General features: G+C 40.4%; 12 protein-coding genes. 7 read left to right on the forward strand and 5 right to left on the reverse strand.

Translation table 11 applies throughout. The annotated features are described in order from the left end of the window. Positions 1-152 precede the first annotated feature (152 nt). Together MKY76_RS19485 and MKY76_RS19490 are read left to right on the forward strand one after the other, a co-directional pair. Positions 153-1,238, forward strand: a complete 1,086-nt coding sequence (locus tag MKY76_RS19485) for a glycosyltransferase family 2 protein (protein WP_342557051.1) — start codon at positions 153-155, stop codon at positions 1,236-1,238. Between the two features lie 179 nt (positions 1,239-1,417). Next, positions 1,418-4,042, forward strand: a complete 2,625-nt coding sequence (locus MKY76_RS19490) for a collagen-like protein (protein WP_342557052.1) — start codon at positions 1,418-1,420, stop codon at positions 4,040-4,042. 139 nt (positions 4,043-4,181) lie between these two features. Here MKY76_RS19490 and hemY read toward each other — a convergent pair whose 3' ends face one another. The 3 genes from hemY to hemE form a co-directional block, all read right to left on the reverse strand. Continuing rightward, positions 4,182-5,603 (reverse strand): protoporphyrinogen oxidase, encoded by a 1,422-nt coding sequence (gene hemY, locus MKY76_RS19495; protein ID WP_048391734.1) that lies wholly within the window; start codon positions 5,601-5,603, stop codon positions 4,182-4,184. 14 nt (positions 5,604-5,617) lie between these two features. Continuing rightward, the gene (gene hemH / locus MKY76_RS19500) at positions 5,618-6,538 is read right to left on the reverse strand and encodes a ferrochelatase (RefSeq protein WP_328013139.1); all 921 of its coding nucleotides are present in this window, start codon (positions 6,536-6,538) and stop codon (positions 5,618-5,620) included. A 156-nt stretch (positions 6,539-6,694) separates the two neighbouring features. Further along, positions 6,695-7,744, reverse strand: coding sequence for a uroporphyrinogen decarboxylase (gene hemE / locus MKY76_RS19505; protein WP_048391738.1), 1,050 nt, complete (start codon positions 7,742-7,744; stop codon positions 6,695-6,697). Positions 7,745-7,977: 233 nt separating this feature from the next. On the opposite strand from hemE, the gene MKY76_RS19510 reads away from it, so the two are divergent. Then, positions 7,978-8,496 (forward strand): antibiotic biosynthesis monooxygenase, encoded by a 519-nt coding sequence (locus tag MKY76_RS19510; RefSeq protein ID WP_054548640.1) that lies wholly within the window; start codon positions 7,978-7,980, stop codon positions 8,494-8,496. A gap of 67 nt (positions 8,497-8,563) precedes the next feature. Here the strand turns inward: MKY76_RS19510 and MKY76_RS19515 are convergent, their stop codons facing one another. Both MKY76_RS19515 and MKY76_RS19520 read right to left on the reverse strand, forming a co-directional pair. Further along, complete coding sequence (locus MKY76_RS19515) at positions 8,564-9,745, reverse strand: ABC transporter permease (RefSeq protein ID WP_048391743.1); 1,182 nt, start codon at positions 9,743-9,745, stop codon at positions 8,564-8,566. After that, the gene (locus MKY76_RS19520; protein WP_066037077.1) at positions 9,729-10,478 is read right to left on the reverse strand and encodes an ABC transporter ATP-binding protein; all 750 of its coding nucleotides are present in this window, start codon (positions 10,476-10,478) and stop codon (positions 9,729-9,731) included. Before MKY76_RS19520 ends, MKY76_RS19515 begins: the two co-directional genes overlap by 17 nt. A gap of 104 nt (positions 10,479-10,582) precedes the next feature. On the opposite strand from MKY76_RS19520, the gene MKY76_RS19525 reads away from it, so the two are divergent. The 4 genes from MKY76_RS19525 (at position 10,583) to MKY76_RS19540 (ending at position 12,929) form a co-directional block, all read left to right on the forward strand. Beyond that, on the forward strand, positions 10,583-10,996 hold the full coding sequence (locus tag MKY76_RS19525) for an HIT family protein (RefSeq protein ID WP_328013138.1): 414 nt from the start codon (positions 10,583-10,585) through the stop codon (positions 10,994-10,996). 148 nt (positions 10,997-11,144) lie between these two features. Beyond that, complete coding sequence (locus tag MKY76_RS19530) at positions 11,145-11,681, forward strand: tryptophan transporter (protein WP_342557053.1); 537 nt, start codon at positions 11,145-11,147, stop codon at positions 11,679-11,681. 134 nt (positions 11,682-11,815) lie between these two features. Continuing rightward, positions 11,816-12,211, forward strand: a complete 396-nt coding sequence (locus tag MKY76_RS19535; protein ID WP_048391751.1) for a YtxH domain-containing protein — start codon at positions 11,816-11,818, stop codon at positions 12,209-12,211. A gap of 157 nt (positions 12,212-12,368) precedes the next feature. Beyond that, on the forward strand, positions 12,369-12,929 hold the full coding sequence (locus tag MKY76_RS19540) for an HTH-type transcriptional regulator Hpr (RefSeq protein WP_004230760.1): 561 nt from the start codon (positions 12,369-12,371) through the stop codon (positions 12,927-12,929). Positions 12,930-13,005 lie beyond the last annotated feature (76 nt).

Below are 13,005 nucleotides of genomic sequence, written 5' to 3' on the forward strand. Positions count from 1 at the left end.
AAATTCGGGTGAAACTTGGAAGGTAAATTTATGACAAACCATGAAAATACATTTCACATATCAGGCGCGCAATTCTTCTAACAGTTCAATCATCCAACCAATATTTCCGTCCTTACATATATTACAAAGATAATGGTAAGGAGGAATAGAGTATGATATCCATTAGCTTATGTATGATTGTAAAAAATGAAGAAGATGTTATTGGTCGATGTCTTGACTCTGTCAAAGATATAGTAGATGAAATTAATATTGTTGATACGGGATCAACAGATAGTACAAAGCAAGTGGTTGCACAATATACAGACCGAATTTTTGATTTTAAATGGATACATCACTTTGCAGCAGCACGAAACTTTTCCTTTCAACAAGCAACAAAAGAATACATCCTCTGGCTTGATGCTGACGATGTTTTTTTAGAGGAAGACCGCCAAAAATTAAAGGCACTCAAAGCATCTCTTACTTCCGACATTGATGCTGTTTCTATGAATTATCATTTAAGTTTCGATCATGAGGGAAATGCAGATGCCTTAATAAGAAGATATCGCCTTGTCAGGAGGGAAAAGCAATTTCAATGGATTGGTGCAGTTCATGAATATTTAGAAGTTTGTGGTATGTTGTTTGATAGTGATGTAGCTGTCAGCCATTTACCGTTAACCCATGATCACTCCCGCAATATTACGATTTATAGACAATTGATTGAAACGGGAGAAACACTATCACCACGTGATACATTTTATTTTGCTAATGAATTAGTAGATCATGGCCTGTTTGAGGAAGCTATTTATTATTATGAATTATTTTTAACGTCCAAATTAGGGTGGGTTGAAGATAATATTCGTGCCTGCTTAAAATTAGCAGATTGCTATTCCCATTTAAACGATAAAGAAAACAATTTCAGCGCTATACTACGAAGCTTTGAATACGATATCCCCCGACCAGAAGCCTGCTGTCGCCTAGGTTATCACTTTATGGAACAATCCAGAAATTACGAAGCTATATTTTGGTATGAGCAAGCTCTAGTGATTAAACAGAAGCCAAATGCGCCCTTTCAAAACAAAAGCTTTTCTACATGGCTACCCCACTTACAGCTCTGTGTTCTTTACGATCGCTTACAACAATATGAACTAGCCAATGCCCATAATGAATTAGCGGGCTCGTTTATTCCGAATGACCCAAAAATTCTACACAATAAAGAATACTTCAAGCGTATTTTAACAATCAATCAAAATGACTCTTAAAAAATATCAATCACCATCTAAAAAGTTTCGTCTCCTATTCGCAGGATAAACATCCAATTATCTTAAATACAGTTGCAACGAATCTATAAATAACTCTCTATTTACAAGTAATTAATAGTTATGTGTCTACCTCCCTTATCATTCATCAGAATACGATATTTGAGAGAGGAGGTGAGATTATGCATTTTGGAAATTTTATAGATAGAGTTTGCAGTAAGTGCCATTCATTTCCTTGTTGTTGTAAAACTGGTCCTATTCCAAGTTGTCCAATTTGGCCAGTGAAACCTACAGGACCGACTGGGGGGATAACTGGACCTACAGGTAGTACAGGTGTGACTGGCGCTACTGGCGTTACTGGGGCTACTGGCGCTACCGGCGTTACTGGCGTTACCGGCGTTACTGGCGTTACTGGCGCTACCGGCGTTACTGGCGTTACTGGCGCTACCGGCGTTACTGGCGCTACTGGTGTGACCGGCGCTACCGGTGTTGCTGGTTCTACGGGAGTGACCGGCGCTACTGGTTCTACGGGTGTAACCGGGGCTACTGGCGCTACTGGTTCTACTGGGGTAACCGGCGCTACTGGGGTAACCGGCGTTACTGGTTCTACGGGTGAGACTGGGGTAACTGGGGCTACCGGCATTACTGGAGTAACCGGCGCTACTGGCACTACTGGAGTAACTGGGGCTACCGGTGTTGCTGGTTCTACGGGCGTTACTGGAGTAACCGGGGCTACTGGCGCTACCGGGGCTACCGGCGTTACTGGCGCTACCGGCGTTGCTGGGGCTACGGGTGTGACTGGCGCTACTGGCGTGACTGGTTCTACGGGTGTGACCGGCGCTACTGGTTCTACTGGTTCTACGGGTGTAACCGGGGCTACTGGCGATACTGGAGTAACCGGCGCTACTGGCACTACTGGAGTAACTGGGGCTACCGGTGTTGCTGGGGCTACTGGCGCTACCGGCGTTGCTGGTTCTACGGGTGTAACCGGGGCTACTGGCGCTACTGGCGTGACTGGGATAACTGGGGCTACTGGCGTTACTGGGGTAACCGGGGCTACTGGCGCAATCGGACCTACTGGCGTTACTGGAGCTACCGGCGTTGCTGGGGTAACTGGGGCTACTGGCTTGACTGGTGCAATCGGACCTACTGGCGCTACCGGTGTTACTGGCGCAATCGGACCTACTGGCGTTACTGGTTCTACGGGCACTACTGGCGCTACTGGGATAACCGGGGCTACTGGCTTGACTGGTGCAATCGGACCTACTGGCGCTACTGGGGTAACTGGGGCTACTGGCTTGACTGGTGCAATCGGACCTACTGGCGCTACTGGGGTAACTGGGGCTACCGGTGTTGCTGGTTCTACGGGCGCGACTGGCGCAATCGGACCTACTGGCGTTACGGGTGTAACTGGCGCTACCGGCGCAATCGGACCTACTGGTGCTACTGGAGTAACCGGGGCTACTGGCGTTACTGGAGCTACCGGTGTTGCTGGTTCTACGGGCGCGACTGGCGCAATCGGACCTACTGGCGTTACTGGTGTAACTGGGGCTACCGGCGCAATCGGACCTACTGGCGTTACTGGAGCTACCGGCGTTGCTGGGGCTACAGGTGAGACCGGCGCTACTGGGGTTACTGGTTCTACGGGTGTAACCGGGGCTACTGGCGTTACTGGTGCAATCGGACCTACTGGCGCTACTGGGATAACCGGGGCTACTGGCTTGACTGGTGCAATCGGACCTACTGGCACTACTGGGGTAACTGGGGCTACCGGTGTTGCTGGTTCTACGGGCGCGACTGGCGCAATCGGACCTACTGGCGTTACTGGTGTAACTGGCGCTACCGGCGCAATCGGACCTACTGGTGCTACTGGAGTAACCGGGGCTACTGGCGTTACTGGAGCTACCGGTGTTGCTGGTTCTACGGGCGCGACTGGCGCAATCGGACCTACTGGCGTTACTGGTGTAACTGGTGTAACTGGCGCTACCGGCGCAATCGGACCTACTGGCGTTACTGGTTCTACGGGCACTACTGGCGTTACTGGCGTTACTGGCGCAATCGGACCTACTGGCGCTACTGGGGTAACCGGCGCTACTGGCTTGACTGGTTCTACGGGTGAGACCGGGCCTACTGGCGCTACTGGGGTTACTGGTTCTACGGGTGTAACCGGGGCTACTGGCTTGACTGGTGCAATCGGACCTACTGGCGCTACTGGGGTAACCGGGGCTACTGGCTTGACTGGCGCAATCGGACCTACTGGGGTAACCGGGGCTACCGGCGTTACTGGTGCAATCGGACCTACTGGCGCTACGGGTGCTACTGGGCCTGCGTTTACTGAAGGATTCTCTGCCTTTAAAAACACGTTGGCTGTTAGTGGATCTACTTCAATCACTAACTGGAGTGTTGCTTCACCATACTTTACAACACCTGCTTTCAATCCAACAACTGGGATATTCACTGTACCAACTACAGGTAGGTATTCCTTTGAAGCAACCATTAACTACTCCACTGCTGCGGCTATTACCGTTACTTTAGGAGCAGGAATAAACCCTTCATTTGCAATTAGACAAAATGCTACTACAAATTTAATTAGTGGCTTGTTCCCTGTACTAAACGTCAATGTGGCGCTTGTATTAACTTTACGCGCAGTTCTTGGAAATGGCACAATCACTTTAGCAGGAGAAGTGAATTTAAATGCTGGAGATATGATTGATTTGTTCTATGAAGCAAATGGATTGACTATCTCTCTTACATTAGGCGGCGCTAACTCTGGTGGTATTGTTTGGTCATGTCATCGAATTTCTTAGAGTTAGGACATTAATCAGCAATACAGCTCTTAGTAGAAATAGCAAACCACAAAATAGTGGTTTGCTATTTCTTTTTCATGTAACAATATAAAAAATAGTACAAACATTGATAATAAATGTTTGTACTATCTGATTTGCATTACTTGAACATTTCCATTAATACTTCATTCGCAACCTGTTTACCTTGCTGTACACATTCTGGAATTGATATTCCTTCAAACGAGCTTCCTGCAAGCTTTACAGTTGGAAAATGTTCTTGTAATTCTTGTTTGATACGAAGGACTTTCGCCTCGTGGCCAACTGTATATTGTGGCATCGCATTTTTCCAACGTGTTACAACCGTTGTGACAGGTGCGCCATCGATACCAATCGTTTTCTGTAAATCCTGTAGCACGGTTTTTTCGATCTCCGTATCCGATAAAGCCACAATCGCTTCGTCGCCCACTCGACCAATATAACTACGTAATAATACAAAATCCTTTGGTGAAGTACCTGGCCATTTTCGATTCATCCAAGTGCAGGAAGTAATTGAAAAATCACTATTTCGAGAGACATAAAAAGAAAGTGCATCTAAATCACCGAGTTGTTCCTTTTTAAAGGCCATTGTAACGGTTGCAATAGTAGCAGCCTTCATTGTGCCCAATTCATGTAATAGACTTAACTTACTAAACATTTTTTCAGCCATATTAAAGGGGGTGGCAATAATAACAGCATCTGCTTTGATATGTGAAAAATTATTGAGCATCACCTGAACTGAACCATCCTTGCCATGCTCTATTTCCTCTACTTTGACACCCTTCATCACTGTCCCCGGAAGTAGTGATTCTTCTATACTTTCAATGAGTGTTTCAAGGCCATTGCTAAAGGTTTGAAAGATACCTTTATTTTCAGCTATGTGATGATTGCTTAAGAAATTCGTGCCTGACTTCTTCATACCAATCAGCAAACTACGATATTGTTGTTCTAAACTATAAAGCTGTGGGAAGGTTGAGCTCATACTTAACTGCTCAATATCCCCTGCAAATGTACCTGCTAGTAGGGGCTCTACTAGATTTTCCACTATCTCAGCACCAAATCTTCTTCTAAAAAAAGCGCCTAACGGTTGATCGTCATCCTGTGTAGAACGGGGAATGAAAAAGTCCCCCGCCGCACGAACTTTACCACTTAGTGAGAACAAGCCTGAAGTTATGAATGAAGAGATATGTGGTGTCTCTCCAGATAAGAGATGACTAGGTATTGGATATAACTGACTACCAACAGCTATATAGTTTGGACCCGCATTACTTGTTAATAGTTTCTGTTCGATCCCAAGATCCTTTGCTAAATCATTGACATAGTTTTCACGATCAAAAAAAGATTCTGGCCCACGCTCAATAATAAAGCCATCTTTTCTTAGAGTTTGAATTTTTCCGCCAAGACGTAATGACGACTCGACAAGTACGATATCTAATGGCAATTCTTTTGCGCTTGCTTCTTTTTGCATATAGAATGCAGCTGTAAGGCCTGTAATGCCACCGCCTACGACAACTACCTTTCGTCTTTTCTGAGTCACCAACATCATCACTTTCTTTTCGCTTAGCTTAATTTTTTATGAATCGCCTCTACCATCGCATCAATAAATAAAGGATGTGTATTTGGCATCGCTGGACGATAGTATTTTGCACCAAGTTCATCACAAACAACTTTACATTCAAAATCGTTGTCATACAACACTTCTAAATGCTCTGTTACGAAACCTACTGGTGTATAAACAAATGAACGGAAACCTTTTTCTTCGAATAGCTCACGTGTTAAGTCTTGAACATCTGGACCAATCCAAGGCTCTGGTGTTTGGCCTGCTGATTGCCAGCCAACCTCTACATTTTTTAAACCAGTCGCAGCTTGAATAAGACGAGCTGTTTCAATTAGTTGATCTTCATATGGATCACCTAAGTTTTTAATTTTTTCAGGCAATGAATGTGCTGATACAATTAGACAAGCTGTCTCACGTTCTTCTTCTGACATTGCATTGAATGTCTCATTCACTTGTTGTTTCCAGTATTCTATGAATTTTGGCTCGTCATACCAAGATTCCACAGAAGTTATCTTTAAGCGACCTCCTGCGGCCTCTTCAGCACGACCATTATAAGACTTAATTGAGAAAGTAGAGAAATGAGGAGCTAAAACAATAGAAACCGCTTCTTTTATGCCCTCCTCCACCATTTGCTCTACTGCATCTTCTATAAATGGATGAATATGTTTTAAACCAATAAACAATTTATATTCTACAGCATCCTGTACTTCGTTCAAACGTTTACATAATGCTTCAGCTTGTGCTTGTGTTGCCGCAGCTAATGGGGATAAACCACCGATTGCTTCATAGCGGCTACGTAAATCTTCTAAATGCTCTGCAGAAGGTTTACGTCCATGACGAATATGCGTATAGTAAGGTTCAATATCTTCTTCTTTATAAGGTGTTCCATATGCCATTACTAGTAAGCCTTTAACTTCTTTCATTACCCTTTTCACCTCTAAAATTGTTTTATGTTTTTCATACATTATGTGATAAAAAGAAGCTGCCCAATCTTGATTGTTGGACAGCTCCTTTTCTACATTGAAATTAAAATTCCCTATGTAGAAAAGGACATATTATTCACGCTTGATTGACTTCCATTAAGAACGAGCTTGAATTTGTTGAGCACTATATTCATGAATAAGTGTTGTAAGACGTTTTAAGACATCTGGGTCAACCTCTGGGAAAACACCATGACCAAGATTAAAGATATGACCTGGCATTTCTAGACCTTGATCAATAATATCTTTTGTTCGTTTTTCAATAACTGACCAATCTGCAAGTAATAGGGATGGATCTAAGTTTCCTTGTACAGGCTTGGTAATACCATTGGCACGTGCATCTTTAATCGGTAAACGCCAATCTAAGCCCACAACATCTATCGGTAAATCATTCCATTCCTTTGCTAAATGGCTAGCACCCACTCCAAATTGAATTAATGGTACATTTTCTTTTTGCAACTCTGCAAAAATACGAGTCATAATCGGTTTAATAAATACACGGTAATCCTCTACATTTAAGGCTCCAACCCATGAGTCGAACACTTGGATAGCTTTTGCCCCAGCTTTAATTTGAGCCGTTACATCTGCAATAATCATGTCAGCGAGTTTATCCATTAAAGCAAACCAAGCTTGAGGTTCAGATACCATAAATGATTTTGTTTTATTATAGTTTCTTGAAGGACCACCTTCAATCATGTAGCTTGCAAGTGTGAATGGGGCTCCAGCAAAACCGATTAGAGGTACATTTAATTGCTCTTCTGCAAGTAACTTGATTGTTTCTAATACAAATGGTGTATGCTCTTTAGCATTGAATTCACCTAATTTTTCTACATCCGCTACTGAACGAATAGGATTTGAAATAACAGGACCAACACCTGCCTTGATTTTCACATCTATCCCAATTCCAGGGAGAGGTGTGACAATATCTTTATATAAAATAGCAGCATCTACATTGTAATTTTCTACAGGTAGACGAGTGACATACGCACATAGCTCAGGTTGATGTGTAATTTCCTCTAAGGAATACTTTTCTTTAATGGCACGGTATTCTGGCTGAGAACGTCCTGCCTGACGCATATACCAAACTGGTGTATGTGCGGTCCTTTCTCCACGTGCAGCACGTAGAAGTGTATCATTAAAAGTTGTCATGAATAGTTCCTTCCCCTCGTTAAATTCTTACTATAAAAAATCGCATGTTTATTCCTTTATTATTGATATCCGTTTCCAATAGTAAACGCTTCCTCTGTTATTGTATAGTTTTCCTAGTGAAATGTCATAAAATTGTTCTTTCTCGGCATATTCTTTTTAAGCGGAGCGTTAGACTTACGCCAGAAAGGGTATAATCACGCTATATTAGTAAGATTCATAAGGAGGATAAATTCATGTATATTTATTTAACTTCTGGTACTGGCGATTTTTTGGAACAAGTAAAAAATAAGTATTCTAATGAACATATGATTTTAATTCATGGGGAAGGTAACTCTGTACTGATACATGAAACAGAAGGAAAAACAGTATTTGCGACACCTCGTAAATTTGAAGTGCTAGATTCAGTAAATGATTTAGAGGAACACGGTTTCTTTGTTTTCAACAATATTCCTGTAACAGATGAGGGAAGACCAGTTTTCGAGCATCGCTTTTTAGAACGTTCACGCGCTATTGAAAACGAGCCTGGCTTTGTTGCCTTCCGTTTATTAAGGCCTATCAAGAGTGATACTTACATTGTCATGACTCAATGGCATGGACCTCATTCATTTGACGCATGGAAGAGCTCTAAAGCCTATGAAACTGCCCATGCTAGAAGAGATGATTCAACTGGGATACGCCAGCAAAACATCTTCTCAGCAGCTTCTTATGTAACAACCTATAGTGCTATACCGAAAGAAGAAGATTCACAATAAGTTTAAATAATTAAAAGCTCATTTATCCAACAATATCATTGGTAAATGAGCTTTTTAGTATTCTATTCTACTTTGAAACCTTCGACGTTAATTCACTAATCACCAAAACAATGATAAAGGCAATATAAAACATTGGTTGTGTCATAGCACATAAGCCCACAACAATAGCTTGTGTAATCATGGCTAAACGCACAATTTGCTTCACAGCTAGTTGACGAGCATGATCTGGTAACGGATAGAGCATGTCCATTCGAAATTCGCCGCTGGATAACAGAGCTTGTTTTAACTGAATAGTTGTCGCAAAGCTGAGTGCACCTGCTACAATCCATGTAACGACAGGAATATCTACAAATGCTGCAATGATTGCTGAAATAGCAGTAAGGCGTACCCATAAATAGAAATGGTCATCTGTTCGAATAAAGGTACGAAATACCAAGTACTTTTGAGCATTTTCCTTACCATATGGTACAAATTTATAGAGCCAGTCCATCCAGCTTCGACGCCGAATGCTACCGTGTAAATGAGGTACGTCTGTAAAATAATTTGCAAAACGATAGAAGCTCATCATACGATTCTGTTCAAGCTTGACAAAATGCTCATACGGCACTGGTTCACCAACTGATTTTTTACTAAAGACTATCATATAAATAACACTAATAACTGTCGCGATTACTGCTAATAACAACTGTGCATGGAGCCCCATATAAATAGCAGCTGCAAAAATGACAGCTCGAATAAACCTATCCACCCAAACCATCTGCCCTCGTTCACTATAACGATAGCTGAATTCTCCTCGAACACTTAGATATTTCAACACAATAGTAAGTAAAAATATTGTCCATATTTCGACCGTTGTTAATTCAGTCACGGCTTTTAATAAAGGGATACTAACAATATAGACAATCGCTACAATCCACACCTGAGACCAAAACGTCCAAGCCAACGCCTTGCTGAAGTACAAAGACATCTTTGATTCTAAAGGTAATAAGTATACTTGATCTGGCTCTCTCAACAATGTAGTCGGACGGCTAAAGGCCAATAAAATCCCGATGATAACAGCTATCAGGACTTCTGCTGGAAAGTCTGTTTGAACAACTTTCAGCCATTCGCTATATTGATAGCCCCCTGCTCCTATTAGAAATACAAGTACGATAGCAATATGCCCTGTAAAAATAAATTGCATATATTTTTGTACTTCTCCTATATAATGCATGAAGCGAGAGGACCATACATCACGCAAGTTCTTCATGGTCCCGCTCCTTTGTCATAGCAATATAGAGGTCATCTAATGTCGCATACGGCATAGCAAATGATTGACGTAAATCAGCCATTGTTCCTTGTGCTCGAACTCTTCCTTCATGCAATAAGATAATGCGATCACAATGCTTTTCAGCTGTTGATAGAATATGTGTAGACATTAATATAGAAGCGCCTTCTTTTTTCTTTTCATCCATTTGATCTAATAACGATTGAATACCTAATGGATCCAATCCCACAAAAGGTTCATCAATAATATATAGACTTGGATTCACTAAAAAGGCACACATAATCATAACTTTTTGACGCATTCCCTTTGAAAAATGTGAAGGGAACCAATTTAATCTTTTCTCCATTCGAAATTCTTTTAACAGTACCTCAGAACGAGCATCGAGTGTTGCTTTGTCAATACCGTAAGCCATTGCAGTTAATTCTAAATGCTCTCTTAATGTTAGCTCATCGTACAATACAGGGGTTTCAGGAATATAAGAAAAAGCTGTACGATACTTGTCCGTATCTTCCTTTAATGTTACACCATTTAAACGAATGTCACCTTCCTTTGGCAACATTGTTCCTATAATATGTTTAATCGTTGTACTTTTCCCAGCTCCATTTAAGCCGATTAAGCCAACTAGTTCACCTTCTCCAATCGTAAAAGATAGATCTTTAATAACAGGTTTTCTTGTATAACCACCTGTCACATGCTGTACCTCTAATACTGACATATCCTCACTCCTCTTCTTGAATTATATTTTATCAAAAATTAGCAAATGATACAGGTTTGAGTATGATAGAATGTACTTACATATACGTTAAGGGGGAAATTCTTATGAGCGATTGCCTATTTTGCAAAATTATTGATGGTTCCATTCCAAGTACAAAAATTTATGAAGACGATCATGTCTATGCATTCACAGACATTTCACCTGTTGCAAAGGGCCATACACTATTAATTCCAAAGCATCACTGCAAAGATTTATTTGAAATGCCAGAGGAAGTGGCTCGTAATCTATATGCTGTAGCACCAAAAATTGCAAATGCAATTAAAGCAGCATTTCAGCCGATTGGTTTGAATACCATTAATAACAACGGTGCTGCTGCTGGACAAACTGTTTTCCACTACCACTTACATTTTATTCCGCGTTACGATGAAAAAGAAGGGCTAGGCTTAATTTGGCAAACACAAAAGTACTCACCAGAGCAGTTGTCAGAAGTAGCAGAAAATATTAAAGCCAATCTATAAGCCATTTGTAATATATTAACATCTGAATGTTCAGAATGCTGTATTGCAAATTTTTAAAATTTAGCGTACAATCACAAATAAGTTTCGCTAGCGGTCAAGAGGACACGTTAGGAGATAAATAGATTAGCATAGTCGAGGAGAGATTCAAATGAATACAAAGAATTTAGTATTAATGGCACTGTTAGTAGGTGTCGGTGCTGCACTTTATGTGGTTACACCAGGAATGGTGAATGGAATGAAGCCTGATTTTATGTTAACCATGATGTTTATTGGTATTCTATTATTCCCAACAGTGAAAGAAACGTTCCTACTTTCTCTTTCAACAGGGGTGCTTTCAGGTTTATTTACAACATTCCCAGCAGGTCTAGTTCCAAATATTATTGATAAAGCTGTTACTGGTTTTGTATTTTTAGCTGCTTTAATCATTCTCAAAAAACTGGCAGGTCATTTCGCCGTATCTGCTGTCTTAGTTGGCTTGGGAACAATTCTTTCAGGAACTGTCTTCTTAGCAGTAGCGCTTTTTGTGTTTAATGCAAATGTTGGCGCGACGTTTGCGATGCTATTTATTGGCGTTGTCCTTCCAGCTGTCGTATTTAACGTTGTTGCGTTTGCCGTTATTTATCCAATTGTTTCAAAATTAGTGAAGCTCTCTAAATTCAATACAGCTATTTCTCAAATTTCGTAAATAAACACTTTAAATAATCAAAAGAAACTAAACTGTGACGGTCAAATCACTCGTTTAGTTTCTTTTTTCTTTTTGTATTGGTGCATTTCATGGTTTAATAGTAAATAAACATGACTAGAAATGAGGTATCTAATATGAAAGCAAAACCATTTTTACTTGGACTAACGACAGGAATTATCGGTGGGACAATCGCTGTACTTTTCTCCACGCCACAATCTGGGCAACAGCTACGTGCTTCTGTTAAACAAAATGTTGACCAAACAAAGGGTATGCTCCTTGATGTAAAACAACAAGTAGGAACTGTTAAACAATCTGTTAACACATTAACAAATGAAGTAAAAAATAATATCCCACAAATAATAAATGATTTAAAGCAAACAATTACGACTTTTACTGAAGAAATCGAACCAACGAAAAATAATTTACAACAAGAATTAGATGCTTTACAGAATTCGATAAGCGAAATCGAGAAAAACATTGCACAAATTACAGAAAATAAGAAAAAACCTCAAGAAAAAGTTAGCGACTAAAGTCCTTATTGATAGTTAGATAATCTGTATTTTTATCAAAAACTATTGCTATAATATTATTTTTTAGCCACTTTTCAATTTTTTAATTTTTCTAACTTTAAACTTTTTTCCTTTACTGCTATAATATTTTTAAAAATGTGAAAGAAAGCAGTAGGTGATGGCTTTGTCAGAGGAATTATATACACAAAAAGAAGCGATGCTTTATAGTCAAAGAATCGCACAGTTATCAAAAGCGCTGTGGAAAGCGGTTGAAAAGGATTGGCAACAATGGATTAAACCTTATGATTTAAATATTAATGAACACCATATTTTATGGATTTCATACCATTTAAAAGGCGCTTCCATTTCTGATGTTGCGAAATTTGGCGTGATGCATGTTTCTACAGCATTTAATTTCTCCAAAAAATTAGAAGAGCGTGGCTTTCTTAAGTTTTCCAAGCGTGATGACGATAAACGTAATACGTATGTTGAACTTACAGAAGCTGGCACAGAGCTCATTATAGAGATGAATAAAAACTACCATAATACGTATCATTCCGTACTGGAAGGATCATTAGCATTAAAAGATTTATATGGCCGTTTCCCTGATTTTTTAGATGTAATGGCTGTTATTCGTAATATCTATGGTGAAGATTTCATCGATATTTTCGAACGCTCTTTCCAACATTTCCGTGATTCCTTTGACACACTAGAAGAACGCACACCTGTAAAAGGATAAGACGAAGCTTCAAACTGCACATAATTTTTCCTGCAATTATTTATAAGTTGAACAAAAATGAGTTATACTACTGTTC

The organism is Lysinibacillus sp. FSL P4-0201 (assembly GCF_038593425.1).
GTDB lineage: Bacteria > Bacillota > Bacilli > Bacillales_A > Planococcaceae > Lysinibacillus > Lysinibacillus capsici.